General features: G+C 43.3%; 31 protein-coding genes, 1 riboswitch and 1 other annotated feature (1 of these 33 running past the window's edge). Of the genes, 19 read left to right on the forward strand and 12 right to left on the reverse strand.

Features of this window, described 5'->3' with window-relative positions; translation table 11 throughout:
* Positions 1-90 precede the first annotated feature (90 nt).
* Entirely contained in the window at positions 91-951 is an 861-nt protein-coding gene (locus tag A5878_RS05620; protein WP_015509322.1) for a metallophosphoesterase, read from the reverse strand.
* Positions 952-1,124: 173 nt separating this feature from the next.
* A complete protein-coding gene (locus A5878_RS05625) occupies positions 1,125-1,841 on the reverse strand; it encodes a hypothetical protein (protein ID WP_015509323.1) in 717 nt (238 codons plus the stop codon).
* Positions 1,842-2,026: 185 nt separating this feature from the next.
* Here A5878_RS05625 and A5878_RS05630 point away from each other — a divergent pair, with 185 nt between their 5' ends.
* The 15 genes from A5878_RS05630 (at position 2,027) to A5878_RS05700 (ending at position 16,269) form a co-directional block, all read left to right on the forward strand.
* Positions 2,027-2,797, forward strand: a complete 771-nt coding sequence (locus tag A5878_RS05630; protein ID WP_005225534.1) for a TatD family hydrolase — start codon at positions 2,027-2,029, stop codon at positions 2,795-2,797.
* Complete coding sequence (gene rnmV / locus A5878_RS05635; protein ID WP_016608225.1) at positions 2,790-3,362, forward strand: ribonuclease M5; 573 nt, start codon at positions 2,790-2,792, stop codon at positions 3,360-3,362. Before A5878_RS05630 ends, rnmV begins: the two co-directional genes overlap by 8 nt.
* Positions 3,359-4,246, forward strand: a complete 888-nt coding sequence (gene rsmA, locus A5878_RS05640; protein ID WP_086294887.1) for a 16S rRNA (adenine(1518)-N(6)/adenine(1519)-N(6))-dimethyltransferase RsmA — start codon at positions 3,359-3,361, stop codon at positions 4,244-4,246. Before rnmV ends, rsmA begins: the two co-directional genes overlap by 4 nt.
* A gap of 119 nt (positions 4,247-4,365) precedes the next feature.
* Positions 4,366-4,977 (forward strand): hypothetical protein, encoded by a 612-nt coding sequence (locus tag A5878_RS05645; protein ID WP_005225537.1) that lies wholly within the window; start codon positions 4,366-4,368, stop codon positions 4,975-4,977.
* 138 nt (positions 4,978-5,115) lie between these two features.
* Positions 5,116-5,886 carry a C39 family peptidase gene (locus tag A5878_RS05650; protein WP_086294888.1) on the forward strand — a complete coding sequence of 257 codons (771 nt, stop codon included), beginning with the start codon at positions 5,116-5,118 and terminating at the stop codon, positions 5,884-5,886.
* Positions 5,887-6,285: 399 nt separating this feature from the next.
* A complete protein-coding gene (gene metA / locus A5878_RS05655) occupies positions 6,286-7,254 on the forward strand; it encodes a homoserine O-succinyltransferase (RefSeq protein ID WP_086294889.1) in 969 nt (322 codons plus the stop codon).
* Positions 7,244-8,443, forward strand: a complete 1,200-nt coding sequence (locus tag A5878_RS05660; RefSeq protein WP_086294890.1) for a MalY/PatB family protein — start codon at positions 7,244-7,246, stop codon at positions 8,441-8,443. Before metA ends, A5878_RS05660 begins: the two co-directional genes overlap by 11 nt.
* Positions 8,433-9,527, forward strand: a complete 1,095-nt coding sequence (locus A5878_RS05665) for an aminotransferase class I/II-fold pyridoxal phosphate-dependent enzyme (protein ID WP_086294891.1) — start codon at positions 8,433-8,435, stop codon at positions 9,525-9,527. Before A5878_RS05660 ends, A5878_RS05665 begins: the two co-directional genes overlap by 11 nt.
* A 256-nt stretch (positions 9,528-9,783) precedes the next feature.
* Positions 9,784-10,614: a MetQ/NlpA family ABC transporter substrate-binding protein gene (locus A5878_RS05670; protein ID WP_002307592.1), complete on the forward strand. Its 831-nt coding sequence runs from the start codon at positions 9,784-9,786 to the stop codon at positions 10,612-10,614.
* A 51-nt stretch (positions 10,615-10,665) separates the two neighbouring features.
* Positions 10,666-12,246 carry an ABC transporter substrate-binding protein gene (locus tag A5878_RS05675; RefSeq protein WP_086294892.1) on the forward strand — a complete coding sequence of 527 codons (1,581 nt, stop codon included), beginning with the start codon at positions 10,666-10,668 and terminating at the stop codon, positions 12,244-12,246.
* Between the two features lie 72 nt (positions 12,247-12,318).
* Complete coding sequence (locus A5878_RS05680) at positions 12,319-13,278, forward strand: ABC transporter permease (protein ID WP_002307597.1); 960 nt, start codon at positions 12,319-12,321, stop codon at positions 13,276-13,278.
* The gene (locus tag A5878_RS05685; RefSeq protein WP_002314376.1) at positions 13,278-14,108 is read left to right on the forward strand and encodes an ABC transporter permease; all 831 of its coding nucleotides are present in this window, start codon (positions 13,278-13,280) and stop codon (positions 14,106-14,108) included. Before A5878_RS05680 ends, A5878_RS05685 begins: the two co-directional genes overlap by 1 nt.
* A gap of 3 nt (positions 14,109-14,111) precedes the next feature.
* Positions 14,112-14,990: an ABC transporter ATP-binding protein gene (locus A5878_RS05690; protein ID WP_005234835.1), complete on the forward strand. Its 879-nt coding sequence runs from the start codon at positions 14,112-14,114 to the stop codon at positions 14,988-14,990.
* Positions 14,990-15,880, forward strand: a complete 891-nt coding sequence (locus tag A5878_RS05695; RefSeq protein ID WP_002316738.1) for an ATP-binding cassette domain-containing protein — start codon at positions 14,990-14,992, stop codon at positions 15,878-15,880. The genes A5878_RS05690 and A5878_RS05695 overlap by 1 nt, the downstream gene beginning before the upstream one ends.
* Positions 15,877-16,269: an OsmC family protein gene (locus A5878_RS05700; RefSeq protein ID WP_086294893.1), complete on the forward strand. Its 393-nt coding sequence runs from the start codon at positions 15,877-15,879 to the stop codon at positions 16,267-16,269. Before A5878_RS05695 ends, A5878_RS05700 begins: the two co-directional genes overlap by 4 nt.
* 55 nt (positions 16,270-16,324) lie before the next feature.
* On the opposite strand, the gene A5878_RS05705 is transcribed toward A5878_RS05700, so the two are convergent.
* Complete coding sequence (locus A5878_RS05705; protein WP_008378905.1) at positions 16,325-16,981, reverse strand: Crp/Fnr family transcriptional regulator; 657 nt, start codon at positions 16,979-16,981, stop codon at positions 16,325-16,327.
* Between the two features lie 222 nt (positions 16,982-17,203).
* On the opposite strand from A5878_RS05705, the gene A5878_RS05710 reads away from it, so the two are divergent.
* The 4 genes from A5878_RS05710 (at position 17,204) to A5878_RS05725 (ending at position 20,928) form a co-directional block, all read left to right on the forward strand.
* Complete coding sequence (locus A5878_RS05710; protein ID WP_086294894.1) at positions 17,204-18,469, forward strand: MFS transporter; 1,266 nt, start codon at positions 17,204-17,206, stop codon at positions 18,467-18,469.
* A 31-nt stretch (positions 18,470-18,500) separates the two neighbouring features.
* Positions 18,501-18,683, forward strand: a complete 183-nt coding sequence (locus tag A5878_RS05715; RefSeq protein WP_005225550.1) for a hypothetical protein — start codon at positions 18,501-18,503, stop codon at positions 18,681-18,683.
* A 229-nt stretch (positions 18,684-18,912) separates the two neighbouring features.
* Positions 18,913-19,014: riboswitch (THF riboswitch) on the forward strand.
* Positions 19,015-19,040: 26 nt separating this feature from the next.
* The gene (locus tag A5878_RS05720) at positions 19,041-19,571 is read left to right on the forward strand and encodes a folate family ECF transporter S component (protein WP_005225551.1); all 531 of its coding nucleotides are present in this window, start codon (positions 19,041-19,043) and stop codon (positions 19,569-19,571) included.
* 130 nt (positions 19,572-19,701) lie between these two features.
* A complete protein-coding gene (locus tag A5878_RS05725; RefSeq protein ID WP_074535037.1) occupies positions 19,702-20,928 on the forward strand; it encodes a glycoside hydrolase family 3 protein in 1,227 nt (408 codons plus the stop codon).
* A gap of 72 nt (positions 20,929-21,000) precedes the next feature.
* On the opposite strand, the gene A5878_RS05730 is transcribed toward A5878_RS05725, so the two are convergent.
* The 9 genes from A5878_RS05730 to A5878_RS05775 form a co-directional block, all read right to left on the reverse strand.
* Positions 21,001-21,852, reverse strand: a complete 852-nt coding sequence (locus A5878_RS05730) for an Rgg/GadR/MutR family transcriptional regulator (RefSeq protein WP_086294895.1) — start codon at positions 21,850-21,852, stop codon at positions 21,001-21,003.
* A 404-nt stretch (positions 21,853-22,256) separates the two neighbouring features.
* Positions 22,257-22,445 carry a hypothetical protein gene (locus A5878_RS05735; RefSeq protein ID WP_005225554.1) on the reverse strand — a complete coding sequence of 63 codons (189 nt, stop codon included), beginning with the start codon at positions 22,443-22,445 and terminating at the stop codon, positions 22,257-22,259.
* Positions 22,446-22,668: 223 nt separating this feature from the next.
* Entirely contained in the window at positions 22,669-23,091 is a 423-nt protein-coding gene (locus tag A5878_RS05740) for a glyoxalase (protein ID WP_086294896.1), read from the reverse strand.
* A 103-nt stretch (positions 23,092-23,194) separates the two neighbouring features.
* Complete coding sequence (locus tag A5878_RS05745) at positions 23,195-23,779, reverse strand: AAA family ATPase (RefSeq protein WP_060793076.1); 585 nt, start codon at positions 23,777-23,779, stop codon at positions 23,195-23,197.
* An 84-nt stretch (positions 23,780-23,863) separates the two neighbouring features.
* Complete coding sequence (locus A5878_RS05750; RefSeq protein ID WP_086294897.1) at positions 23,864-24,280, reverse strand: nuclear transport factor 2 family protein; 417 nt, start codon at positions 24,278-24,280, stop codon at positions 23,864-23,866.
* 35 nt (positions 24,281-24,315) lie between these two features.
* On the reverse strand, positions 24,316-24,687 hold the full coding sequence (locus A5878_RS05755) for a hypothetical protein (protein WP_086294898.1): 372 nt from the start codon (positions 24,685-24,687) through the stop codon (positions 24,316-24,318).
* A gap of 228 nt (positions 24,688-24,915) precedes the next feature.
* Complete coding sequence (locus A5878_RS05765) at positions 24,916-25,401, reverse strand: tetratricopeptide repeat protein (protein ID WP_086294900.1); 486 nt, start codon at positions 25,399-25,401, stop codon at positions 24,916-24,918.
* A gap of 57 nt (positions 25,402-25,458) precedes the next feature.
* On the reverse strand, positions 25,459-25,986 hold the full coding sequence (locus A5878_RS05770) for a GNAT family N-acetyltransferase (RefSeq protein WP_086294901.1): 528 nt from the start codon (positions 25,984-25,986) through the stop codon (positions 25,459-25,461).
* 24 nt (positions 25,987-26,010) lie between these two features.
* Entirely contained in the window at positions 26,011-26,223 is a 213-nt protein-coding gene (locus A5878_RS05775; RefSeq protein ID WP_086294902.1) for a hypothetical protein, read from the reverse strand.
* A 722-nt stretch (positions 26,224-26,945) separates the two neighbouring features.
* Positions 26,946-26,959, forward strand: a sequence feature (sodium ion sensor (DUF1646 type); this cis-regulatory element may regulate processes involved in with the transportation of sodium ions) (it continues 40 nt past the right edge of the window).

Genomic DNA, 26,959 nt, shown 5'->3' on the forward strand with positions numbered 1-26,959 from the left:
TTTAACACGGTAGGCGCAAAAAGAAAATCAGCGAATCGAACGTTTGCTGAAACGAGTCGCTGATTTTTTCCCAATTGCACCGATGAACAGTTAAGAAACGTTCAATTGCTGTTGCGGTTCTAAATGGTAATAAAGGATCTCAGGTGGGACACCGAGTCGGGCGGGAATCTTGGTCATACCAACCCCGCTGGAAACACTTAATAAGGTCTCATTGCCTAAAAGGTAGAGCCCATCGGTATATTTCAACGCGCCCTTTGTTTTCGCATAATAAAAAGGCAAGCGAATCTGCCCGCCATGGCTATGGCCAGAAAGAATCAAGTCGTAGTTTGGCAGATTGGTGATCCGAGAAACATAATCGGGTTCATGGAGCAAAAGCAGCTGCCATTCTGCTAAGGTTGCTTCATAGGTAAAACTGACTTTCGGACTTTCTATATCGATACCGACAATATTCATCGACGTCTTGTCATCAGAACCAAAAACCGACTCATTATCAAGTAAGGTAAACCCTGCATGCTGGTATATTTCCTTAACAAAGTAATGCCCGTCATTCAAATGGTCATGGTTCCCCATAACTGCGATCTTACCCAGAGGCGCTTGCAATTTTTTCAGCTTTTCGATCAGTCGCTTGGTTGAACGATGCGGCCATTTTTTATAATTATCGATCAGATCCCCTGTGATGATGATCAGATCCGGCTTGTTTTGGATCGTTGATCGAATGATGCGATTCATTCGCCGTGGTTTGTACCAACGAGAAAAATGAAGGTCGCTGATATGGGCGATCACGAGATTGCTTTCTGCTTGATAAAGATCGTAAGCCTTTGAAATATCTAAGACGGTGCGCTTGTCTTTTTTTATGAGGTAGTGCCGTTGTTTGAGAAGATGCGGTTCAATAATAAAGGAGTAAACTAGCAAGCCCGTAAGGAGGAATGCAATAAGAATGAGGGTGTACATGGCGTGGCTCCTTTTTTGATTTGCTAGTTTCTAGCATAGTAGATTCTTACAAAAAAAGCAATCATGCGAAAGCAAAAATAACAAAAAATATCCATCGTATTTCGTTTGTTTCTTCCATGAAAAAAAGATACAAAAGGGGCGGCAATAGCCTACTTTTGTATCCTAGATCGTAATTATTTGATTTTCACCAAACGTTTAAAGCGTGCTTTGTGTTTGACGGGGATCAAAGCCATGACACAATCATAAGGGACGGAGATGATCGCCCATGCGAGACTTTTACTTGAAGCAAAGGGATAGTTTTGCTTTAAGACAAAATGGCCACTGATCAAGGCAAACCCGATACTGCCGACCCACAGCCATTGCGGGTCCCAATTCGTAAAGTGTTGGAGGGCAGTGATGACAAAGGGATAACCGTAAAAGTACAATGCAGTCAAAACGAAAGTGACATTTTTGGTTAATTGACGCAGGGTCAGTAAGAAAAATAAGCCAGAAAGAACGATACCCAATGGCGGGAACAGACTAACTAAGAAGGAATACACGATGCCCCATACGATCATGCCAGGTCCTTTGACGAGAGCGGCTAAGACAAAGACAAAAAGTAGGAATAAGAGCTGTTGCGAAAAACTTGCTGCTGTCAAAAGTCCGAAGAAACCAACCAATAACCAGTGAGAAAAAGTCGCTGTTTGATTCTTTTGTGGTGTCTGTTGCTGCAATTTTAGCCAGGTAGCAAAATTCGGGAAATCATGCTGGAAATTTCGCTGAAAATCGCTGTTGAATGCTTGATGGGCATTTTGCTGCCGATAGTAATGATATTGATGTTTTAACGTGCCTTTCGTTGCTGCTTTTTGGCCAGAAAAAAAGCGGCCGGGATCAATTTTTGATCGTTCCATATTTCCACCTCCATACAATTTCGTTACCCTCAGTATAGAGAAAATCAGCTTCGGCGTCCTCCAACTTTGGGCGGATTTTTTTGGCTTGCTGAAAGTTTTCTTAAACTGATGAAAAAAGCGAAGAGGATTCGTTTCTTAAACCGTCAAAATATGCTAGAGTATAGAAGGACTAAGGAGGAGATTTCATGATTTTTGATTCTCATACACATTTGAATGCAGAACAGTTTAACGAAGACATTCCCGAAACGGTCGCCCGTGCGCAAGAACTAGGAGTAACGGAGATGGCGGTCGTCGGTTTCGATCAGCCAACGATTGAAAAATCGTTAGCATTAAGCAAAGAATATCCTGGCATTTACAGTATTATCGGTTGGCATCCAACCGAAGCTGGTTCTTATACCCCGCAAGTGGAAACCTATTTGCAAGAGCGCTTGGAACAACCAAAAGTCGTTGCCCTAGGTGAAATCGGTTTAGACTATCACTGGATGGAAGATCCGAAGGAAGTTCAAGAAAAGGTCTTTCGTCGGCAAATGGCGATCGCCCGTGAACATCAGCTGCCTATCAGTATTCATACCCGTGAAGCCTTAGAAGATACCTATGCGATTTTAAAGGATGAAAAAGTCCAAACGATCGGCGGCATCATGCACAGCTTTAGTGGGGACGGCGAATGGGCGAAAAAGTTCTTGGACCTAGGAATGTATATTTCCTTTAGTGGTGTCGTGACCTTCAAAAAGGCGACGGAGGTACAAGAAGCTGCGCAAGTCGTGCCACAAGATCGGCTACTCGTTGAGACTGACGCGCCTTATTTAGCCCCTGTTCCTTATCGTGGCAAGCGCAATGAACCGGGCTATACTCATTATGTAGTGGATAAAATCGCGGAGCTGCGGCAAGAAGCGGTGGCTGATGTTGCGGCCTACACGACAAAAAATGCCCATCGCTTGTTTAGGATCAATGACTAATAAACCGAAAATCGAAGAAATCATTGTCGTCGAAGGCAAAGACGACACCCGCCGATTGCAAGAAGTGTTCGATGTAGATACCATCGAGACGATCGGTTCGGCGATCGATGACACGATCCTTGATCAAATCGAGCACGCCCAAGAGACACGAGGGGTTATCGTGTTTACCGATCCCGATTTTTCGGGAGAAAAGATTCGCAAAATCATTATGGAAGTCGTTCCTGATGCCAAGCATGCCTTTTTACCGCGCAGTCAGGCAGCACCGAAAAGCAAGGGCAGTTTAGGCGTGGAACACGCCAGCCATGAAGCGTTGAAAGAAGCCTTGCGAAAAGTCGTAACCCCGATTGCTTCAAATGAAGTCAGTGAGGGGACCATTGATCGGCAACAGTTGTTAGCGTATGGCTTGATCGCAGGGGCTGGAGCGAAAGAGAAACGAGAGCGGTTGGGGGATCTTTTACGCATCGGCTATACGAACGGCAAACAATTAGAGAAGCGGCTGACAATGTTTCGTATCACCGATGCAGAGTTGGCAGAAGCAATGAAAATAGTGGAGGAAGAATTGTGAAGGAAGAACGGGATATAGCAACCCCCTCAAGAACCAAAGAGATTTTAGCGAAACATGGCTTTACCTTTAAAAAAAGTTTAGGGCAAAACTTCTTAACAGAACCGAATATTTTACGGAAAATCGTAGAAACTGCAGGCATCGACGAGACGACAAACGTCATTGAGGTTGGTCCTGGAATCGGTGCGCTGACCGAACAGTTGGCAAAACACGCCAAGCAAGTGTTGGCGTTTGAAATCGATGATCGGTTGATCCCTGTGTTAGCTGATACGATGCAGCCTTACGCAAACGTAAAGATCATTCATCAAGATGTCTTGCAAGCAGACCTATCAACGACCATTCGGTCAGAATTCAGCGATACGGCTGCTTCATTAAAAGTTGTCGCAAATTTGCCCTACTACATCACTACGCCAATTATGATGCACTTTTTAGAGTCTCAGGTAAAAGTAGATGAAATGGTCGTTATGATGCAAAAAGAAGTGGCTGATCGAATCTCAGCAGTTCCTGGGACTAAAGCCTATGGCTCGTTGTCGATCGCTGTGCAATACTACATGGAAGCAAAGCTGGCATTCATCGTCCCGAAAACCGTTTTTGTGCCCCAACCGAATGTTGATTCGGCTATTTTGAAATTGACGCGTCGATCACAACCAGCAGTCGCAGTCACCGATGAAAAAGAGTTTTTCAAATTAACGAAAGCAGCCTTTCAGCTGCGTCGTAAAACCCTTTGGAACAATTTGCAAAATAGCTATGGAAAAGATGAAACAACCAAACAGTGGTTGGCAGACAGCTTAGAAGCAAGTGGGATCGATCCGAAACGACGTGGAGAAACGCTGTCGTTAGCGGAATTTGCCAAATTAAGCAATGAAATGCAAGCGCGTAAAGGATAACTTCAATAAAAACGGATGTTGAATAAACATTCGTTTTTTTTGTGTCTTGACACCTCGTGGAAATACCAGTAGAATAAGCAAGACAGAACTGTCATGACACATTGAAGGAGAGAGTATAAATGAAAAATCATTCCATTCGCCATTTAACGATCGCTGCATTGTTGATCGGCATGGGGATCGTCATTCCCATGGTAATGCCCAAAATCGTCATCGGACCAGCATCTTTTACCTTAGCTAGCCATGTGCCCGTCTTTGTGGCGATGTTCTTTTCACCTGCGATGGCGATCGCGGTAGCTTTAGGAACGACCTTTGGCTTTTTCTTAACACTGCCACCAATCATTGCTTTACGGGCATTGTCTCATGTTGTTTTTGCCGTCATCGGTGCCTTTTATTTACAGAAGCACCCAGATATTTTACTAAAAAATGGCAAACCCTCTTTATTGAATATCAAATTTCAGAGCTTTAACTTGATTATCGGACTGATCCATTCTGCCGTTGAAATGGCCGTCGTTGCCGCCTTTTACTTCACAGGAAATGTACCAGGGACCGCATTCGATGGTAATTTCTACTATTTCTTGTTCGTTTTGATGGGGATCGGCGGGTTGATCCATAGCTTGATCGATTTCAATTTGGCTTATTTTGTTGCAGGTGCCTTAAGCAAACAATTTGATATTCGTTCGTTTTCAAAAGCAAAAGGACGCTTTATCCAGAAACAGAAGAAAGCGGCATAAGCGCCAGTTTGAATAGACCCGCTGCCTAAACGGGTCTATTTTTTTGTGTTTAGATTAAGAAAATACTCCTTCCTAAAAAGTTTATTATAGTGAAATAATAAACAGAAATAAGTTATAATATACAAGAGGAGGAAGTAGATGAAGAAGAAAAAGTTAAAACGGTTACTTTTAGGTATGTTCGTCTTGATGCTCTTCTTTCTGCTGATTTTTTATGACAGTAAGAACGGGCAGTCCCCCTTTGAAAAGATAGAGGATGAATTGACACTAGCACTTTCGGATGAAGAACAAACACCAGAGCCTGAATACAGTGAGGTTATTCAGTTGGATGTTCCGTTAGAAAATCAATTCGATGAAGTGGCGTTAGGGAACGGCTGTGAGGTAACGGCTTTATCGATGCTCTTGAATTTTTACGGATTTGATACCAATAAAAATCAATTGGCGGAAGAATTAGCGTATGTCCCGCTTTATGAGGATTATTATCACCATGGAGATCCACGAGAAGGCTTTGTTGGAAACATCTATGGCGGCGATAGCGCGATGGGGGTTGACGTAGAACCGATCACCGATGTCGCCGAAAGGATTGTAAAAGAGCAATACGAAGTTGTTAGTGGACGAGACAAAAGCTTTGATGAGATCGTCAAAGTACTACAATCCGGGAAACCAGTTTGGATGATTGCGACGTTAGAATTACAAGTACCTGCTGATAAGGATTTCTTTGAATGGGAGACCAAAAGTGGGCAAATCCTTGTGACTGCATTGATCCATTCGGTGGTGATCACCGGCATTGATGGTGATACGATGTATGTCAACGACCCTTATGGATATAAGGATCGTGAAGTCAGCAAAGAAGACTTAGCAGCGATCTATGAAAAAATGGGTCAGCAATACTTATATTTAGAAGAAATCTAAGAAAAATCCCTAACTTGCCGTTGACAGTAAATGAAAAAACAATTATAATTTTTTAAAATTAAACAAAGAAATCGATAACGTTGAAGAGAAGAGTAGCAGATCAACAAAGGTACAGAGACTCCGGTTGGTGAAAAAGGAGACATGCGGTGATCAGTGAAGATGAGCTCTGAGTTTTTTTGTTGGTTCACGCCAGCAAAACGGCATGCGCCCGTTACAGCGCCAAGTATCATAGTGTACTGTTGAGGTGTTATTTGTGAGAATAGCACGAATTAGGGTGGTAACGCGCATCAAGTCGTCCCTTTTATCCGTAAGGATAAAAGGGCGGCTTTTTTTGTTTTTCACAGCCGAAACTGTTCGCCTTCTTTTCAACAAGAAATTTATCTGTAAGGAGTTGAAGCAATGCCGATCATTATTCCCCAAGAACTACCCGCTGCAGCGGTCCTGCAAAAAGAAAATGTCTTTGCCTTACTGCAGCATAAAGCGGTGAAACAAGAGATTCGTCCCTTGAAGATCGCAATCGTCAATTTGATGCCGAAAAAGATCGCCACAGAAAATCAATTGCTGCGCCTGCTTTCCCAAAGTCCGCTGCAAATTGAAGTAACTTTACTGAAAATGAAGTACCACGAAAGTAAAAACACGTCTGTCGATCACATGGAAAAGTTCTATCAAGAATTCTCAGTGATCCAGTCCCAACGATTCGACGGCTTGATCATCACTGGTGCCCCTGTTGAAAAAATGGCCTTTGAAGTCATTGATTATTGGCAAGAACTGCAAGCGATCATGGATTGGAGCCAGACGAATTGCACTTCAGTCCTGCATATTTGTTGGGGGGCACAAGCTGGTCTTTATTATCATTATGGTATCGACAAAGTGTTGTACCCAAGCAAATTGTTTGGCGTCTTCGAACAAGCAGTCACGCATTTTCATCCGCTCGTTCGCGGTTTTGACGACGTCTTTTATACGCCCCATTCGCGCTATACTGGCATCGATGAAGGCCAGCTCGCCCAAGCGCCTTTAGAAATCTTGGCAGCGGGTGTTGAAACAGGGCCTTCCATCTTCGTATCAGAAGATCATAAAAATGCCTTCTTGCTAGGGCATTTTGAATACCACACAACGACCTTGAATGAAGAGTACTTGCGAGACATGGAACGGGGATTAGCTACCGCATTGCCCAAAAATTACTTTGCCTATGACCGTTTAGGCGGAAAAATTACCAACCGTTGGCGGGGACATGCCTCTTTGTTTTTCAGCAATTGGATCAATGAAACCTACTTGCGAACGCCGTATGACCTGTCCGTCACGCCGACGAAAGAAGGTTACCGAATTGGCAGTGAGCCAGAAGGTCGGGTGAGTATCAATGACGATTGAGCATTTTCTCTCCCACTATGCTAGACAGCGAAAAGGCACTGATTCTTTAAAATGGGATCTTGTGGATCAACGGTTCCAAGGAGAAAAGCTTTTGCCTTTATGGGTAGCTGATATGGATTTTGCTGCGCCAAAGGCAGTGGAAGAAGCCTTGCAGCAACTGGTTGCTCAAGGAACCTTTGGCTATGCGATTCCCCCCTCAGGCTATTTTTTAGCCTATCAAGCTTGGCAAGATCGCCACTGGGGGACGAAATTCGAAGAAAAATGGCTCTCGTTTTCCACAGGGGTCGTCCAATCTTTGGTTGATTTGCTTCATTGTTTCACAGAACCAGACGATGGCATCTTGATCCAGCCGCCCGTCTATTATCCCTTTTTTGACAGCATCAAAGAGACGAAAAGGCGCTTGATAGAAGCACCCTTGCAAAAGGTAGGGAATTCCTATCAAATCGATTTTGCTGCTTTTGAAGCCATAATCATTGAAGAAAAAGTGAAACTATTTATTCTCTGCTCCCCCCACAATCCAGTAGGGCGGGTCTGGCAAGAGAAAGAACTGCATCAATTATTGGCCATTTGCCAAAAACATGAGGTTGTCGTGATCGCCGACGAGATCCATCGGGAGCTGATACTCGGTGAGCAGCAATTTGTTTCGGCAATAACAGTGGCGCAGCGTTTAGGTTTTGAAAAACTGATCGTTGTCGATTCGCCCTCAAAAACCTTCAACTTAGCAGGATTATTGCTCTCTCATGTTTGGATTCCTGATTTAGAGATGCGCAGAGCCTATCAGGCGTGGTGCCGACAATACAAGCAGACGGAAGTCAACCGTTTGGGATTGGTGGCTGCGAAAGCCGCGTATGAATCGGGGGATCAATGGCTAGCAGACCTGCTTTTGGTGATTGCTGCCAATGAACAAATGGTCCGCCAGCAACTGCAAGAAGCATTTCCCAAAATTGAGCTCCTGCCATTAGAAGGAACCTATCTTCTCTGGGTCGATCTGCGGCAACTCATTGCCAAAGAACGAACCAAGCACGTGATCCAAGATACTGCCGGTCTGGCAGTCGACTATGGGGAATGGTTTTCACAAGACGGTCAGGGATTGATTCGTCTGAATCTTGCGACAACACCGACGATCATTCAAGAAGCCCTTGATCGCATGATCGAGGCAATCAAAAAGGAGGAACGACATGACGATTGATACAGCAACTTTTCTGGCACAATTAGGCAATCATTCGGATCAGCAAACTGGGGCGATCAGCCCACCGATCTATCTTTCCACGACCTTTGCTCATCCCGAGTTAGGGCAAAGTACAGGCTATGATTATACCCGTACCAAAAACCCGACCCGTGATATCTTAGAAGCAGGTCTTGCTGAATTAGAAAAAGGAGCTCGGGCAGTAGTGACCAGCTCTGGCATGAGTGCGATCGCTTTGATTTTTGACTTATTTACCAGCGGGAGTCGCTTTTTGGTTTCTCGTGATTTGTATGGCGGCAGCTTTCGCTATTTTGCGGAATTGGAAAAAAGCCAACGGGCATTCTTCGATACCTTCAGCACTGTAACAGAATTAAGTGAAAAACTAACTGACGAGGTAACGGCTGTCTTTTTAGAGACCCCAACGAATCCTTTGATGACCGTGACGGATATTGCTGAAACCGCCAGGCTTGCTCACGACCATGGGGCACTACTGATCGTAGATAACACCTTTTTGACGCCGTTACGGCAGTTGCCATTAGAAGAAGGCGCGGATCTAGTGATCCATTCAGGCACCAAGTTCTTATCAGGTCACAATGATATTTTGGCTGGCGTCGTGATCGCCAAAGATGCGCAAGTAGGGGAGCGCTTGAATTATTTAGCCAATACTTCAGGCCCGACCTTGAGCAGCTTTGATACATGGTTATTCATCCGAAGTTTAAAGACGCTGCCGTTGCGCTTTGAACGGCAAGAAGCCAACGCCAAGGAAGTTGGCCGCTTTTTACGAGCCCATCCGGCGATCAAAGAGGTGTTGTACCCAAATGCAGGGGCGATGATCAGTATTCGGGTGCTTGATGAAACCAAAATCAGCGGCTTTTTAGCGGCATTAAAGGTCTTTACCTTTGCGGAAAGCCTGGGTGGTGTGGAAAGTCTCATCACGTATCCAACGACACAGACCCACGCAGATATTCCTCAAGAGGTACGAGAATCTTATGGATTGACGCCGGATCTTTTACGGATCTCCATTGGGATCGAAAGTAGTAAAGATTTGATCGATGACTTAGAAAATGCACTGAAGATATTCAAATAACCCAACCACAGATCAGCTAGTGAAAAACTTACTTTTGTAGAGTAATTTTATTGACAGTTTTAGTTGTATAGGATAAAGTTACACTACATATGAATAGTGAGTCCGATGTTTTCGGTTGACGGCAACAGGGATTAACCATTTCTCCTTTGAAAAAGTAGGTTGTTTTGAGAAACAGAGGGGAAATTGGTCTAGTTGGGCCATTCGACAAGGAAATAGGACGATTGATCTGAGGAGGGAACAAAAGGGGAAAAAAGGGATGAAAAGAAATGTAGTAAATGTGTTGACGACAGGAGTAATTGGGCTGCTTGCCTTGTTTAGCTTGGCTGCCTGTGGCACCAACCAAGCGGATGAAGAAACGACCGTCGTCAAATTAGGTGTCGTTGGCGAACAAAATGAAGCCTGGGAACATGTGCAGGAAGAATTGAAGGAAAACGAAAATATCGACTTGCAACTGGTGAAGTTCACCGATTATCGCCAACCAATCGTCGCACTAGAGGATGGGTCAATCGATCTTCACGCAGCATTGACGGAAATTTTTATGGATAATGTCAACGAAGAAAGTGGTTATTCCAACACGACGATTGCGTATACGACATTAAACCCACTTGGTATTTATTCCGATAAAATCACTGATGTCAGCGAATTGGCAGATGGTGCTACGGTGGCTTTACCCAATGATGTGTCAAATGAAAGCCGCGCACTATTACTCTTACAAACGGCCGGTTTGATCACTTTGGATGAATCAAAAGGGTTACTGCCAACAACCAGTGATGTCACTGAGAATCCCAAAGCCTTGAAATTTGAGCTGCTTGATTCCAATCAAACGGCTCGGGCAATGACCGATGTCGACATCTCTTTGATCAACAACGGCATGGCAGTCGATGCTGGCTTGGTTCCGACAGAAGATGCGATTTTCTTAGAACCTGTGGCTGACTCCTCCACGCCCTATTATAATGTCATTGCTGCGCGAGCAGACGAAGCAGAAAATGATGTGTACCAAACGGTCGTAGCGTATTATCAGACCGATGAAGTAAAAGCAATTATTGACGAAGTTACCAAGAAATCAAGTATCCCTGTTTGGGAATAAAAAGCAAAAAATCTACTATAATTATATAGGAACAGGAAGTAGGATGGAAAAATGATCAATTGGAAAAAAGGTTTAGCAAGTGTTGCCGTCGTTGGACTAGGATTTGTTCTAGCAGCCTGCGGTGGATCAAATACAGAAGAAACGTCAACCAGTAGTGCAGCTGGAGCTGGGGATGATGCAACATTCACTTATGCGATCAGCGGGGACCCATCGTCCACCAACCCGATCAACACCAGTGATCGCTGGGGCTTGACAGTGACAAACATGATCTATTCTCCACTAGTTACAGTGGAAGCAGACGGAACAACACAAAATGCGTTGGCAGAATCAGTGGAACCGGCGGAAGACGGCCTTTCATTGACCGTGCATTTGAAACAAGATGTGAAATGGTCAGATGGCGAAGGCTTTACCGCCGATGACGTTGTTTTCACATATGAACAAAAAGTCAAAAAAGAAAATGGCAATGCCGATTCCCTTTGGGTCGACGACCAACCAATCGCGATCGAAAAAGTGGATGAATACACCGTCAAATTCGTGTTGCCGACACCGAGTGCGGCAGCGATCAGCAATATCGCAACTGAAACATACATCATTCCAGAGCACATCTTTAAAGATGTTAGCGACTTTTCGGTCAGTGAACTGCCTGAAAAACCAGTTGGTACGGGTCCATATCAATTGAAAGAATACAAACGTGGTGAGTACTTTACTTTTGAAGCCAATGAAAACTATTATGGCGGCAAGCCTTCGATTCAAAACGTGACCTTGCGGATCATTGAAAGTACTGATACGGCCAAAGTTGCTTTGCAAAAAGGGGAAGTGGATGCAGCCGTTGTCTTGCCTTCAGATATTGAAGACTTAGATGATACGCAAATTTCTGTTTATCCCTATACAGAAAACCGCATCGGATACTTAGGCTTAAATACTCATTCAGATGCATTACAAGATGTGAAGGTCCGTCAAGCAGTCTTGTATGCGTTGAACAAAGATGAATTAAATCAAGCTGCATATCTAGATGAAGAGTATTATGCAACACCGTATTCATTCTTACCACCGAACAATCCATACGTCACCGAAGATGTCGAGAAATATGAAACAAATGCTGAAAAAGCAAAAGAGCTTTTACAAGAAGCAGGTGTCACTGATTTGTCATTGAACTTGGCGTTCAACTCAACTGACCCAGCTCAAACGATCCAAGCTACGTTGATCCAACAACAATTGCAACAAGCAGGCATCACAGTTACCCTTGAAGGGGGCGATGGTACTGCGATCTTCACTGAGTTGAAGAAACCTGATTCAACGAAGTACAACTTATTCCTTGGCGGGTATATCATGGGAAATGACCCCGACTTATACGGCAGTCTATTTGAAACTGGCGGTAGTGCCAACTACTTCCAAAGCAATAGCGAAACCATTGACAATTTGTTTGCGCAAGCAGCAGTTGAATTGGACACAGACAAGCGTGAAGCATTGTACGATGATCTGCAAAAAGCCATTGCTGACGAAGCGATCATTTACCCAATCGTTGACAACAAGAAAATCTTAGCGGTCAATAACCGAATTGGTAATGTAGAAGATGCAGGCTTGATCCCAATCTATACATTCGAAGATATGTCTAAATTGACAATCAAGTAAATCCATTGGCTGTGATAAAGAGGAATCTTTTTTATCACAGCTTTTTTCTATGAAAAAGAAAGAAGGTCAATTATGTTTCGATATATTGCAAAACGAGTATTGCAAGCAATCCCTTTGCTATTTGTGATCTCTTTTATCGTATTTTCACTTATACATATCGCCCCGTATGATGTGATCGATTCCATCACGACACCGAATATGTCACAAGAGCAAATCGATCTGTTGCGGCAGCGCTATGGCTTGGATCAACCCTTTTTGGTTCAATATTTTCTTTGGATCAGAAATGTTCTTACTGGTAATCTTGGCTTTTCTTTGGTGTCTCAAAGTAGTATTTCACAAGAACTTGCGACTCGGATCCCGAATACGATGCGGCTAGTGATCCCTGCATATTTGACCGCTTTATTGCTGGCGATCATTTTGGGCCTGTTGGCTGCTGCCAACAAAGGAAAGATTTGGGATCGGATCATTGACGCTGTGGCATCTCTAGGGATCGCTGTGCCGACCTTCTGGTTTGCGATGATCTTGATTTATGTGTTTGGTTACTTATTAAATATGTTTCCGATCATTGGCATGTATACGGTCGGTAAAGAAGGGGATTTTGGCGATTTTCTGCAGCATTTTATTTTGCCTTATATCACATTGACTGTCGCCTTCTTCCCAGATTTGACAAGGTATATTCGGGCATCAGCGACTCAGCAAGTATCAGAAGACTACGTGATGGTGCAACGGGCATTCCACGCCAGCAAATGGCAGATCTTCAGTCGTCACATTAGTCGCAATATTTTGATTCCCGTTGTCACCCAAATCGGCTTGGCGTTACCGATGTTAGTTACCGGTGCGATCATTACAGAAACGATCTACGGCTGGCCGGGCGTCGGACCTTACTTGATGAGTGCAACGAAAAGCCTCGATTATCCTGTGATCATGGCGATCATGCTGCTGTCAGCAACACTGGTCATCTTAGGGAATTTGTTAGCGGATGTATTATATTCCGTGGTTGATCCACGTATCCGTAAAGGAGGGAGCAAGTAATGAAACGTTTCAAAAAAATCAGTGAAGTCATGCTTGCTTCGCCCATCTATACTTTTTCTGTCGTTTTCTTGACGTTATTGATCGTGTTATCGCTCGTTGCGCCTTTGATCCCGATCGATCCCAATGCAACGGATGTCAGCAACATGTCACAGCCGCCGAGTTGGTCTCATTTATTTGGAACCGATGAAGTGGGGCGAGATTACTTTATTCGGGTCGTCTACGGCGGTCGGGTATCATTGTTTGTAGGTGTCTTGGCAATGATCACTGCGACGTTTATTGGGACTCTTGTCGGTCTTGTTTCTGGCTACTTTGGCGGATGGATCGATAACTTGCTGATGCGGCTCGTCGATGTGTTGTCATCGATTCCTTGGCTGGTGTTAGTGATCGTTTTGAGCGTCTTTTTACGTCCTGGACTAACCACGATCATTATTGTGATCGGCGGGTTTTCATGGATGAACATCGCTCGTTTGATTCGTGGTGAAACGTTAGCAGCGAAAGAACGGGAGTATGTTGCTTACGGGAAATTTATCGGTCGTTCTTCATTCAGTATTATCGTGAAGCATGTTTTCCCCGCAGTACTGCCAACCTTGATCGTTGCGGCATCCGCAAGTATTTCTGGTGCGATCATGACCGAATCAGCGTTGAGCTTCCTCGGATTAGGGATTCAGCAACCGATGGCTTCGTGGGGCAGTCTGTTGCAAAACGCGCAAAACAGCTTGCAGCGGGCACCATACATGGCGATTCTTCCAGGGCTCTTTGTTATTTTCACCATCTATTCCTTTAACAATATCGGCGACATGATCAAACATGTCTTGCAGAGAGAGGTGTGACCGATGAAGACAGAGTTATTAGCGATCGAAGCGTTGAATGTGACATTTCAAAGCAAAACCGGTCCGAAACCGTTAGTAAAAAATCTTGATCTGGTAATTCCTAAGGGCAAAGTCGTTGGGATCGTTGGCGAATCTGGCAGCGGCAAAAGTATGACCATGAAAAGCGTCATGGATCTTTTGCCTGATAAAGTGACCGATCACTATACCAGTTATACATTTGAAGGAGCAGCAGTGACCGATCGTCGAACATTACCGATCGCCATGATTTTTCAAGACCCGATGACTTCGTTAAATCCTTTGCGCACGATTGGCTATCATTTGATCGAAGTGATTCGCCGCTCACAAAAAGTATCGAAAAAAGCAGCACAAGAAATCGCCGTCAAAGAGTTAGAAAAAGTCGGCATACCTTTTCCAGCACAACGCATGAAACAATATCCTCATGAGCTATCTGGGGGGATGCGTCAGCGGGTGATGATTGCCATGGCTTTGTTGGCGCAACCGAAATTGCTGATCGCAGATGAACCGACAACGGCTTTAGATGTGACGATCCAAGCACAGATTTTGGCATTGATCAAAAACCTGCAAAGAGAGAACCAGCTTTCCGTCGTCCTTGTGACCCATGACTTTGGGGTCGTTGCAGGAATGTGCGACTTTATTAAAGTGATGTATCAAGGCCGAGTCGTGGAAGAAGGAACCACGGAAGAAATTTTTTATCAGCCGGAACATCCTTATACGAAACAATTATTGCAGGCGGCCCATTTAGGCGACAAGCATGCCGAATTAAAAGTCTTTGACTATCATGAGACATTGGCAGATGAACTGCAAGAAACGCAGCTATCTAAGACCCATCGCGTTTGGCGCAATCAGGAGGTGACAGAATAATGGAAGAACTGATTCGCGTAGAACATGCGACGAAAACCTTTCGCAGCAAAAACTGGCGCGGCACTGTCAGTGAAGTCCGAGCGGTCGAAGATGTCAGCCTAACGATCCATCGGGGCGAGACATTAGGGCTAGTAGGGGAATCAGGGAGTGGGAAAACCACTTTAGGACGCAGTATTTTAAATTTAGAGACCTTAACAAGCGGGGAGATTTTCTTTGAAGGCAAAGAGCTAACAGCATTGACGGCAGAAGATCGCAAAGCAGCGTATCAGCAAATGCAGATCATTTTCCAAGATCCGTATTCATCATTGAATCCCCGCATGACGGCACTTGAACTGGTGATGGAGCCGTTGTATCATGAAACGAAAGATGCTGCCCGAGCGAAAGCCAAAGAAATCTTAGCGATCGTCGGGATCACGGGTGATGATGTCCATAAACTGCCCCGCAGTTTCAGCGGCGGACAACGGCAACGGATCGGCATCGCTCGTGCGGTGGTCAATCGCCCGGCGTTCGTCTTGTGTGATGAACCGACTTCGGCATTAGATGTCTCCATTCAGGCTCAGATCATCCAATTGCTGCTGCGTCTGCAAAAAGAATTTTCATTGTCCTATTTGTTCATTTCCCATGACTTGTCCGTGATTCGTCATATCAGTGACCGAACAGCCGTCATGTATCAAGGGAAACTAGTTGAATTGGCACCCACCGACCGTTTGTTTGACAATCCGCTGCATCCTTACACGAAGAAATTATTAGCAGCAGCGCCGATCGCTGATCCTGTGTTAGCAAGAGGTGCGATGGAACAAACGGAGATTCAAAGCACGATTACTTTGACACCATTGTATGAATGGGTCGAAGTTGAACCAGATCATTTTGTGAGGAGAGAAAAACGATGACAGTAGAAACATTGACGATCCAGCAAGGAAGCGACAAATTTGAAATGACGACCCCAACTGGCAATTGGGTATTAGCACGGGAAAAAGGCTATTCGCCAGTCCAAATGCTGGTGAGTGCGGTCGCTGCTTGCGGCGGCTATGTATACGCATCCGTCTTAGAGAATTCAAAGGTTGAAGCAGAAATCGAAAAGATCGAAGTCAGCTATGACCGAGACGACAATAAAAAAGCCCAACCAGTCAGTGCTATCCAAATTCAGTTTTATGCGAAAATCGCCGAAGCTGATCATGACAAAGCGACCCGCTGCCTAAAACTCGTTTCACCAAATTGCCCCGTGATCCAATCATTAGATTCAGCGATCGAAGTGACGGAAACGGTGACGTTTATTTAATCGAAAAAGACTTTGTGTGCCTGAAACCAATAGGCGTACAAAGTCTTTTTTTTGATCAATAAATAATATTCTCCCGAATAAAGTCGATATCTGTCACTAATAGTTTGCGATCGACACTTTTTAGGGCGCCAGATTCTCGTAATTTTTGCATCATTCGATTGACACTGCTGGCAGAGGTAATGCCGCAAAAGCGAGCGATCTCCTCATTGGTGACTTCAAAGTCAATCAAGACACCATCTGTTGTCTGGATTCCGAACGTTTCATACAGCTCATTGATTTGGGTACAGACAGCACCAAATTTGCCGTTCATCAGCATTTGCTGCATCTTTTTCATCGTATCCATCAAGTTTCTTCGATAATACTCTTTGACATAATCCTGCAGCAGGCGATCACGATTGACATCTGCCCAAAATTGATCCCGCACGATTTTGTATAATTCGGCTTCTTCTGATTCAACCCGCACATTAAAAGGGGCTTCGACTTCTTGAGAGGATTCGTCTTTAAACAAAGAGACGATCTCAAAATCCGTCAAATAGCGCAAGTTGAATTCGCGCCCTTCATGGGTCACTACGCTAGTTTTGATGATGCCTTTTTTTAAAATATAGACGTACCGATCCGGGATGCCTTCATACGTCAAGTAACTCTTTTTCTTACGGATAACGACCGGTATTGCTTGTTTTTCTAAATAATCACGTAATATCTGTTTCTCCACCCACGTTACTCCTTCACTTCATGCCAACCCAACACTTTCTGAAAAAAATCTGAAATTTCCTCTATTCATGCTTCATTAAAAGACATTTCTGGTGAAAAAGCAATAACAAATGTTAATGTTTCTTGTTAATGCTCTTTTTTAACAGCAAAAGCGCATTTCAAGTAGAGGAAGTTTCGGTATAGTAAAACGCATCACAGCACAAACAGGAGGAATGGAAGAAACATGTCAGATAGGGAAACCAATCAAGAAGGAGTCGTCAGCTCGTTGCCGTCAACTAAAAATGAAAAACTATGGAACAAAGGGTTTATCACGATTACCTTGATCAATTTTATCGTTTTTCTCGTGTATTATTGTTTTGTCGTCATCACCGCGAAATTTGCCACACAGGAGTTAGGGGCATCCACTGCACAAGCTGGCTTGGCAGCGGGGATCTACATTATCGGGACCTTGATCGCTCGCTTGTATGTTGGGAAAATTTTAGAATTAGTTGGTCGTAAAGCCGTTTTGCGCTGGGGGATAGTGTTTTATGTCATTACCACCGCTGCTTATTTGGTCTCAGTCAACATTTATATTTTAGATGCAGTGCGCTTTTTCAATGGCTTTGCTTATGGTGCCGTCTCGACTGCGGCTAATGCGATCGTCACCGCTTATATCCCAGCTTCCAAACATGGCGAAGGGATCAATTACTATGGATTAAGTACTAGTTTAGCAGCGGCGGTCGGACCTTTTATTGGTATGCTTTTACTACCGACAGTCGGCTTTGATTTCATTATTTGGTTAGCAACTATTTTATCGATCGCAACAGCCATCGCTTGTTTCTGGTTCCCGGTCAAAAACATCCCATTGACGGAAGAACACAAAGCACAGCTGCAAAAATGGTCCATCAAAAGTTTTGTCGAACCAAAAGTCTTTTTCATTTCTGGGATTGCCTTTTTGATCGGGTTGGCTTATTCCAGCGTTCTCGGCTTCTTGTCGATCTACGCCAGTGACCTTGGGTTGGAAACGGCCGGTGCCTTTTTCTTCATCGTCTATGCACTTTCTGTGACCTTCACACGGCCAATGACTGGCAAACTATTTGACCGCCATGGCGCAGATGCGGTCATGTATCCTAGCTTTCTATTCTTGACCCTTGGTCTTTTCTTATTGAGTATTACTGGCAACAGCTGGATGTTGTTGCTTGCGGGTTGCTTTGTCGGCTTGGGCTATGGCACCTTCATGTCTAATGGCCAAGCCGTCTGTCTGAAAGAGGTCGATCCTCACCGTGTCGGCGTAGCGCTCTCCACTTATTTCATCGGGCTGGATCTCGGCTTAGGCGTAGGTCCCTATGCATTAGGAAGCTTGCACGGTTTGTTTGATTACTCGCAGATCTACATCTTATGCGGACTGATCCCAGTCGTCGTTCTTGTTTTATACAAATTGTTTTATAAAACGAAACGCGCAGTTGCCGCCGTTGGTACGATGAAGCAGCCAATCAACGAAGAAGACTAACCTCAACCATTACAAAAAGGAGTGTTTCACCATGGATAACAATCAATTGATTATTGAAGCATTGAACAAATTAGTAACGAATATCAACGAATTGAATGAAGAAATGCATGCCATGAAAGAGGTTACCGCAACGATGACCCATGAACAACTTGCTATCGATCATCAATTACGCGACATCAAATCGGTATTGATCAATGACAATCTGATTGGGTAAATTGTCATAAGGCTTGAAATGAAACAAGAAACAAGCATGAACGCTTTTTTTGAGAATGTTTGCTGCTCACTTACTGGTGGTAGAAAGATTCACATGAGAAAAGCGTTTTTTTGATGCACAAAAACGAAAAGCGAACATTGACAGATTTTGTACAAGAAAATAAGCAAGAAAAATTGTAGCAGTCCGCGCTTGTATGCTATAGTGTGTCTGGGTAGCAATACCTAAAAAAATCAGAGTAGGAAATAAAGCGTCAAGTGCTGAAAGGATGGGATGTTGCCTTTCGGACGAAGAACGATCATTCGTTCGCGGTTTTATTTTCGCATTCGCTGCATGAATTTGTAGCAACTCTAAAAGGAGATGCTCGCTATGAAAAGAAAAGTCGATGCACACATGATTGCGGTCATGGGACTTTTGATTGCCTTAATGGTCGTCTTGTCGCAAATCTTGGGGTTTGAAACCTCCTATATCAAAATCACATTTTCCTTTGTACCCCAGCTGATCATGGGTATGCTGTTTGGTCCATTTTGGACAGCAGTTGGCTCGTCATTAGCTGATATCGCAGGAATGGTAATTTTTCCAAAATCAGCCTACTTTTTTGGCTTTACCATCAATGCCTTCGTTGGTGGACTGATTTATGGCTACTTCTTTTATCGGAAAGAAGTCACATTAAAACGAGCGGCGATGGTCGTCTTGTTAAATACACTTTTAATAACCTTGATCTTAACACCGATCTGGTTAGCTATGATGCTGAATATTCCTTTGACAAGCTGGGCGATTTGGTCGGTCCGCTTGCTAAAAGCAGTCATCATGTTCCCGATACAAACTGCGTTGATTTACATCGTAGGGCGTGCGGTACCATACAAACGGCTGATCCGACGGTTCGTTTAACGAGTAAAAAAGAACGATAACATCCATTGAAGTGAATCATCTGCGAATATTTCGTCAGTGGTTCACTTTTTTCTTTCTAAGGATTGGCTTAATCATTCTCAATAACTTGTTTAGAGGGGAAGGGGAATCTATGAATAAAAAAGGACTCGCTATGGGACTGTTTCTTTTCTTGGTCTTAGCAGCAATGGGAGGGATGAAGTGGATGATAGAACAGCAAAAACAGCAAACCGAAGAGCCAGCCATGATCCAGCAAAGCAGCTTGAGGGACGAAACACAGGAAGAAAGCAGGGAAAGCCAGGAAACTACCTCAGTTTCCACGTCAACTTCTGTTTCAACTTCCACGCAAGAACAGCCAGAAGAGGCAATAGCAGAAAAAATCGCCACGATGAGTTTGGAGGAAAAGGTCGGGCAATTGTTTTTTGTCCGTGTGCCAGAAAGCAATCAAATCGAAGAGCTTCAAAAGTATCATTTCGGTGGCTATCTGTTATTCGGCCGTGATACCGAAAATGAGACGGCGGAGAGCTTGAAACAGAAAATTTCAGATTACCAAGCAGCCAGCGCCATTCCGCTGTTGATCGGTATGGATGAAGAAGGGGGCACAGTGACTCGCATCAGCCGCAATCCGAACCTTACGGATCAGCGTTTTCTCTCACCACAACAGCTGTATGCCCAAGGTGGATGGTCGGCGATCGAAGAAGATACAGCAAAGAAAGCGGAAATTTTAAAAGCTTACGGCATCAATGCTGGGCTGTTTCCCGTTGCCGATGTTTCCACTGATCCGCAGTCCTTTATCTACGACCGAACCATTGGCATGGATGCGCAGGGCACGAGTACGTTTGTAGAACGTGTGGTTCATGTTTTACAGAAACACCACGTTGGGTCTACCTTGAAGCATTTTCCTGGCTATGGCAACAATCGTGACTCGCATGTTGAAATCGTCACCGATGACCGCCCGCTATCTGCACTGCGGGAAACGGATTTTCTGCCTTTTGCCGCAGGGATCAAAGCTGGTGCCGATAGTATTTTGGTGGCGCATACGATCGTCAATAGTATCGATAAGACCGTACCCGCCTCTATTTCAAAACCCGTGCATGAGCTGCTGCGAAATGAATTGCATTTTGAAGGGGTCATCATGACGGATGACTTGGATATGGCAGGACTTTCTGAGTTCATTCCGCAAAAAGAAGCCGCATTACAGGCGTTGCAGGCGGGAAATGATCTAGTGATCTCCTCTACCTATCAAGAACAGATCCCTTTTGTGGTACAAGCGGTTGAAGATGGCCGCTATTTAGAAGCTGATTTGAATGCTTCCGTCAAACGAGTCTTGCTCTGGAAAGAAGCATTGCATTTACTTTAAGAAAAAAATAAACCTGCTGTTTCCTCCGTGTAAGAGAGTTGTTCTCTTACTGAGAGGAAGCAGCAGGTTTTTTTAGATACTCTGAGCCAGTGCCTCTAATTCTTTGGCAAAGGCTTCTTGACCAATAAATCGCAAATAGTCCAATGCTTTTTCAATCGTGGCCATTCCCAACGTACGATCGCCTTGGAACAAGGCGTAAATGCCTTCGAAATAACGAATCATCAAGCGGATACGATCATTGTCCGGCGGCAGGTGATCGGCTAGATACGTCAGCACATGCGCCAACTCGGCAGGTTTTTTGCGATCGATAAACAAGAAAGCCGCATTTGTCAGCAATTTTGTGTAGATTTGATAATTGATACTTAATGTATTGCTGTAAAAAATTTTTTTATTCAGGTGTTTCATTTGATACAAGATGTACTCGTCAGAAAAGAGGAAGAGCAGATTGGTAAATAAGGAGATTTCAAATTTTCCCCACGTGTCGATGCGTTCCAAGTATTTCTTGATGGTCGCTTCGATGATGCACCGTTCTTCCTCGTCGGTAACCACGCCTTTTTTCTCTAAAATCAAAAAGAATTGACTATACAGGACATAATAGAAGAAATCCTTCGTGGTTTTATACAGCGCTTGGGCTTTGTTAATCAAAGAGAGGACTTCAGAATACTTGCTTTCATAGTAAGCGGTGGTCAACTGTTTGGATAGCTGCTTTTTCTCGCTGACTTGATTGTCATCCAAGCGATACTCAAATTCCTCCAAAGTGACATTTAAGCGGTCCAAATACTGGTGCAAAATATCAAAGGCGATGCGGTGCCCTTTTTGTTCAAAGGTTGCCAGTGTACTGCGTTCTGAAATGTTCTCAACCAATTTTCGCTGTGAGATATTTCGTTCCGTTCGTAACTCTTTTAACAAGTCATTGGCCTTCAAAAAATCCCTCCTAAAAAAAGTGGACGGAAAAATAGTCCAAATATGTTACAGCTTTATTTTGCGGGTAAACTTGAAGAAAGTCAATTAAAGGAGGAGAAATGGATGTTTGATTTTTTTAGTTTTCCCTGGGAAGTTGTAGAACTAATGGCTAACGTTTTTTCTTTCTTCAAATAATCGATCCTTTGTGATTGGTTAGCAATTGATTTTTTAACAGGAAAAAAGTATAAGTGGTTTCACGTAATAAGTTACTGTTCATTCGCGCATTCAAACGCCCTCTCCCCAAACAGCTTACCCTGTCAAGGTGCGTAGGTCTGCCGAATCCCTTTTAAAAAAGGAGCAAACACAACAGCGAGTGATTGCTCTTTTTTTGTTGGTCAAAAAACCTGCATACGGCATCCCAACAGTCAGTTTTGTTTTTTCTTGAACATTGGTTCATTCGGATCAGAATAGTAATCAGGATTGAATTCATCATCGATCGAGACCCCGAAAAGAGAGACGAGACTGGGAAGAACCCCAATCACGCCGAGGACGACGGCAACTGGAAGGTAGAACTTTTTGCGCTTGTACCACGGAAGCTGCGATTTCTTTTCCATAGGAACTCCTCCTTTTTAAATAGTGTAGCATGTTCTGAGTTGAGTGTGTTAATAATTACCTTCAATATTTAAAAATATACTAAAAAGGTATATTGGTATATCTGATGGGGAAAAGGCTTCCTAGTAAAATTTAGGGAGCGTTCGTTTTTGTCATTGTTGCCAGAATCAAGTTTTATAAAAAAGGAACCGAGTAAGAAAGCCACCCTTCTTACTCGGTTCCTTTTTATTGTAAGTAATCCTTGGTTTGGTCCATCAAGGTTTGAAAGTCTGATTCGTTTTTTCTTATCGCCTCTGTTAGGGTAAACAAATAACCGTTGGGGTCTTTGATGGTCATTTCAAGGGCATTCCACGGCTTTTCCATCAAAGGTTCCACGATCCACTTTTCGGGAATTTTCTGAGCGATATTCCTAAGATCAATTATCGCTACATTCAAAATTGCCCCATCGCCAACAGTGAACGAGTCTGCGGCAATCAGCATCAAATCTTGGTAGTCAGCAAGACGCAGATGGTCCATCGTCACTTGATTTTCTTGATTGCGAAACTGATACAATGACTGGAAACCCAAGATTTCTGCAAACCATTTTGATGATTGTTCAATATCTTTTGTCTTCAATTGATAAAACATTGGCATAACATAAACTTTCATTTTGACACCTCCTCTTAATTAGAGGATACCGCTTGACGCAGCGTCAAAGTCAATAGACATTTTCGTATTGAAGCAAAGCTTGAGAATGGCGTTTCTTTGGCACTTAAGTCAAGGAAAAATGGGCAATAATTGTTTGACTCACTTCATCAGGTGATAAGTGGGTATTGTTGATTTTCAGCGAAGGAATTGTTGGGAAAAGGGTAGTTAATTCCTGTGGCAGGCTTTCTAAGCGATAGTTTTCAAACGAAGACAAAAGCTCGTTTCTAGAAAAATCCAGCGCTCTTTTTGACGGCTTTGCGGCTAAACGGTCCTCATGGCAATTGCGCTTTAAGCGTTCCTCAATATCAGCCACTAATTCGATAAAATAGACCTTTTGCTGGGCATCGGTAAATAGTTGGGCGATCTCTTGTAAAAAAGCTAAATCTCCCGCTTGATCGAAATCAATCAAGACCGTAAAAATGATTGATTTTGTCGTATTATTGGCTTCATTTTGAACAAAGGCTTTGAAGAGTTCGATCCGCGTTTGATTAGACAAAGCGAATGCTGCGGGACTATAGCCAAGAAAGTTCGCAAAAAGATCAATGGTCTGGTGATTGAATAAAAGTTTTGCATCCAATCGTTTTTCCAGTTCTTTGCCCACAGTCATTTTCCCTGCGGCTTGCGCGCCAATCAAGACGATCAATGACATCACAACACATCCTTTTTATCAATCGTAACAAAGGTGGTTTGCAATGTAAATCAGTTCTTGTGATCATTTAAATCATGACGTAGGCTAGGGGGTAACTGAGGAGCTTAAGTGTTCGTGGACCAAAACCCAGTTTCCTTCGATCTTTTCAAAAACATTCGTGGCTCTACCCGAGCCTTCAATAAATTCTTCATTCAGAAAACCTTCATAGTGATACGTATAAAGACAGACTGCGGATTGAGCAGATTTGTGGAGCCATTGTACATCTGAAATATGATAATGTTCGTCTTTGATTAAGTCCCAAGCATTCTCAAAATATTGGCAAATTTCCATAGGTGTTCGACAGGTTGCATCAGAAAAGTAATAGATCGCCTGTTTTCCAAGGAATGGCTGAACTTGACGAAAATCGTGGGTATTGGTTGCTTGAATATAGCCTTCAAGAGCTTGTTCCGGTGTGTGGATACGCGCACTTCCTTTCGCAAATAGATAAGGATAGTGTATCAAGGAAACCGAAAACTGTGAACCCTTCTTCTCACTGACTATGTAAATAAGAAACGTCGGAACTTCTCCGACAAAGGGAAGAAAACCATGCAGCACAAAAGCACAGTCTGGAACAACAAAATGACTAGTAGATTGATCGTTTCAAATCGTGAATAAAGATAGAAGTGGATCAGCCATTCGAAGACATTGACAAAGACTAAATAAAGGTAGTGCGCTTTTTTGACTTTGCAGTTTTTTAACCAATAATAGCTTAAGTAATAATCCAGAAAGATCATCAATAATAGAAAAAGTTTGCTGAAAGCCGTCAGATTGTCATGCTGCGAGGCGAGTTTTTGAAAAAACAGCAAAAGGGTTGGTGTCGGAATATAAATGATCAATAAGGATAGGAAAAAATAGACAATAAAGGGCATAGTCATTCCTCCGATCTGTTATTAAAAAAACATAGATAAACTAACAGATTTATTGAGAGCCGTCAACTGGTTTTTTATCGAAAAATTCGATAATGATGGGTAGCGTTGCTTGGAGGAAAAGGTTCAAAGGACAGTCGTTGGTAGCAAAGGATGATCGTGGGAAAATGAAAAAAGAAAGACTCCCTTTTACGAGAAAAGGGAGCGGAGGAGCTGCTTCATGGGGTATATTTATGTCCATGTCTCATTGAGTTTATCCGCATAAAACAAAATTGCCTGTCGGTAAGACTGGATGTCTGGATCGCTAGAGGTTTCGGCAAGCAGGGTCAATAATCGTTTAGTGGCTTGCTCATACTCGGCGAGATTAAACAGTGTCATGGCATAGAAGGTTTGCAAAGCATGATTTTTTGGAAACTGCTTCATCGCTTGTAAAAACACGTCTTCGGCTTTTTGATAATTGCCGAGGGCACGATAGGTGCTGCCTAGACCTAGGTAGGCATCTGGCAAGTCATTTTCTGATAAACCTAACGCGATTGCTTGTTCATAATAAGGAATTGCCTGTTGTTCTTCCCCTAAAATATCATAACTCCAAGCCGTTTGGTAGTGGACAAAGGCATCTTGGGGATTTTCGGCAGCTAATTGAATCAATTGTTCATTTGATTGTTGCAGTTTTTTTTCAGTCCGCAGTTGGATCGCAGCAGCTACTCGTTCATTCATTGGTTGGAAGCTCCTTTTCAAATAGTAGAAAATGACTTAGATAACTTGCAAGCTTAGCTAAGGAGAAAGATCAGCCCAGCTTTCACCTGCAAAAGAAAAACCGCATGCTTCATACAGCTTGTAGGCTGGCTGGTTTTCAACCGTCACTACCAAGTAAAGGTGAATGAGTCCCATGCCTTTTGCTCGTTGGATCACTTCCTTCATCAGCAGCTTGGATAAGCCTTTGCCTTTAAAGGCTGCGTCCATAACGACAAATAATAGCAGGGGAAGCTCTTGAAACGTGCTGGTTACTACGGCACCGATAGGATGATCATCCTTTTGTAACTGAAAAGAAAGCTCTGGAATCAAGGGACCGTATTTTCCGTCAGCAGTCTCTCTCAGCTCTTTTTGCCAATCAGCAAGCGATTCCCCTTCGTCATCCGTCGTTTCATGATAGGCGGAATAAAAAAGTTCTGCAACGCTTCGAGATTCCGGGAGAAAAGGCTCAAAAGAAAGGGCGGATTCTTGTAAAGCTTTGGGGGCATGTTGTAAGTCATAAGCCATAATGATTCGTTTCATAAAAGCACTCCTCTCTGCTCGTTTCATTTATTATAGCAGAGCCAAGCTTTTTCAAGATCGTTTTTTTCTAACGATAGCCCAGATCCAACGAACTCCTTCGTAGATTGCAGTGAAGACAGCCACCAGAAACAAAAACGACATGTAGTGGATCAAAAAAGCGAGCTGAAACCATAAGCCATAGACCATTGGCAGGACGACGAGCAAACAAATTCCCAATTCGATGTTTCGCTTTCTTCTAATTTGAAACCAACGTTCATCTGACATCCATTTTTCCTCCTGTTCATTCTTTACACACACACTTCGTTAAATCTCCATCTTTATATAAAATAATCGATAGAGTTTCTATATTTTGATTAAAAAACTAGAAAATTGATTTATTTTTTGGTAATCTTGAAGATAAGATTAGAAATAGCTGTTGTTTTTTATTTTGACTGATTTTCCCACGAAAGACAAGGTGAGCACAATGGAAAGAAAACCGATGTATTTAAAAAATGGGCTTCCTTTAACAATGGAACCGGGTAAAATTTACACATGCCTTTATCGAGGCGGTTATTTCATTTGTGAAGAAAAGGGCCAACCGCTGCCACCGACAAAAAGAGAAGCGAAATAAGCGAACTTCTCACTTAAGATTTGTCAGGGATCGAATGGGTTGTTGGAACTGTTATCTCCTTTTGGGTACCAATCAAATGATGTCTAGCATTTTCAAAAAATCTCAACGTTCTTCATTCATACCATTCTAAGTCTTAAATTGATTTTGACCGATTTCAATTTAGTAAGAACAATCCGATCCCTGGCAAATGTTAGGTGGAAAATCTCTAAGAGACTGAACGAATAGTAATGGTCATTTGAACAGCCCATAGCAATGGAATTACGAGCGAACATACAATAGTAGACACTGGCTTTTTTCTCACAGAAGATGATTTCACTTGAATAGAACGCCGTTTTTTGCTATAATAGTTCAGGAATTGAAAAATAAAATAGACAAAGGTTGAGCATTTTT

Origin of the sequence: Enterococcus sp. 3G6_DIV0642 (genome assembly GCF_002140635.1) — a bacterium.
GTDB lineage: Bacteria > Bacillota > Bacilli > Lactobacillales > Enterococcaceae > Enterococcus_D > Enterococcus_D casseliflavus.

Coding starts and splice junctions, on each gene's coding strand:
- A5878_RS05775 (WP_086294902.1), bottom strand. CDS start 26,223: ATGTCAGATGAACGTTGGTTTCAAATTAGAAGAAAGCGAAACATCGAA.
- A5878_RS05710 (WP_086294894.1), top strand. CDS start 17,204: ATGTCAGATAGGGAAACCAATCAAGAAGGAGTCGTCAGCTCGTTGCCG.
- A5878_RS05660 (WP_086294890.1), top strand. CDS start 7,244: ATGACGATTGAGCATTTTCTCTCCCACTATGCTAGACAGCGAAAAGGC.
- A5878_RS05645 (WP_005225537.1), top strand. CDS start 4,366: ATGAAAAATCATTCCATTCGCCATTTAACGATCGCTGCATTGTTGATC.
- A5878_RS05765 (WP_086294900.1), bottom strand. CDS start 25,401: ATGAATGAACGAGTAGCTGCTGCGATCCAACTGCGGACTGAAAAAAAA.
- A5878_RS05675 (WP_086294892.1), top strand. CDS start 10,666: ATGATCAATTGGAAAAAAGGTTTAGCAAGTGTTGCCGTCGTTGGACTA.
- A5878_RS05690 (WP_005234835.1), top strand. CDS start 14,112: ATGAAGACAGAGTTATTAGCGATCGAAGCGTTGAATGTGACATTTCAA.
- A5878_RS05695 (WP_002316738.1), top strand. CDS start 14,990: ATGGAAGAACTGATTCGCGTAGAACATGCGACGAAAACCTTTCGCAGC.
- A5878_RS05625 (WP_015509323.1), bottom strand. CDS start 1,841: ATGGAACGATCAAAAATTGATCCCGGCCGCTTTTTTTCTGGCCAAAAA.
- A5878_RS05755 (WP_086294898.1), bottom strand. CDS start 24,687: ATGCCCTTTATTGTCTATTTTTTCCTATCCTTATTGATCATTTATATT.
- A5878_RS05620 (WP_015509322.1), bottom strand. CDS start 951: ATGTACACCCTCATTCTTATTGCATTCCTCCTTACGGGCTTGCTAGTT.
- A5878_RS05700 (WP_086294893.1), top strand. CDS start 15,877: ATGACAGTAGAAACATTGACGATCCAGCAAGGAAGCGACAAATTTGAA.
- rnmV (WP_016608225.1), top strand. CDS start 2,790: ATGACTAATAAACCGAAAATCGAAGAAATCATTGTCGTCGAAGGCAAA.
- A5878_RS05630 (WP_005225534.1), top strand. CDS start 2,027: ATGATTTTTGATTCTCATACACATTTGAATGCAGAACAGTTTAACGAA.
- A5878_RS05770 (WP_086294901.1), bottom strand. CDS start 25,986: ATGAAACGAGCAGAGAGGAGTGCTTTTATGAAACGAATCATTATGGCT.
- metA (WP_086294889.1), top strand. CDS start 6,286: ATGCCGATCATTATTCCCCAAGAACTACCCGCTGCAGCGGTCCTGCAA.
- A5878_RS05735 (WP_005225554.1), bottom strand. CDS start 22,445: ATGGAAAAGAAATCGCAGCTTCCGTGGTACAAGCGCAAAAAGTTCTAC.
- A5878_RS05740 (WP_086294896.1), bottom strand. CDS start 23,091: ATGAAAGTTTATGTTATGCCAATGTTTTATCAATTGAAGACAAAAGAT.
- A5878_RS05685 (WP_002314376.1), top strand. CDS start 13,278: ATGAAACGTTTCAAAAAAATCAGTGAAGTCATGCTTGCTTCGCCCATC.
- A5878_RS05680 (WP_002307597.1), top strand. CDS start 12,319: ATGTTTCGATATATTGCAAAACGAGTATTGCAAGCAATCCCTTTGCTA.
- A5878_RS05715 (WP_005225550.1), top strand. CDS start 18,501: ATGGATAACAATCAATTGATTATTGAAGCATTGAACAAATTAGTAACG.
- A5878_RS05670 (WP_002307592.1), top strand. CDS start 9,784: ATGAAAAGAAATGTAGTAAATGTGTTGACGACAGGAGTAATTGGGCTG.
- A5878_RS05650 (WP_086294888.1), top strand. CDS start 5,116: ATGAAGAAGAAAAAGTTAAAACGGTTACTTTTAGGTATGTTCGTCTTG.
- A5878_RS05745 (WP_060793076.1), bottom strand. CDS start 23,779: ATGTCATTGATCGTCTTGATTGGCGCGCAAGCCGCAGGGAAAATGACT.
- A5878_RS05665 (WP_086294891.1), top strand. CDS start 8,433: ATGACGATTGATACAGCAACTTTTCTGGCACAATTAGGCAATCATTCG.
- A5878_RS05720 (WP_005225551.1), top strand. CDS start 19,041: ATGCTCGCTATGAAAAGAAAAGTCGATGCACACATGATTGCGGTCATG.
- A5878_RS05725 (WP_074535037.1), top strand. CDS start 19,702: ATGAATAAAAAAGGACTCGCTATGGGACTGTTTCTTTTCTTGGTCTTA.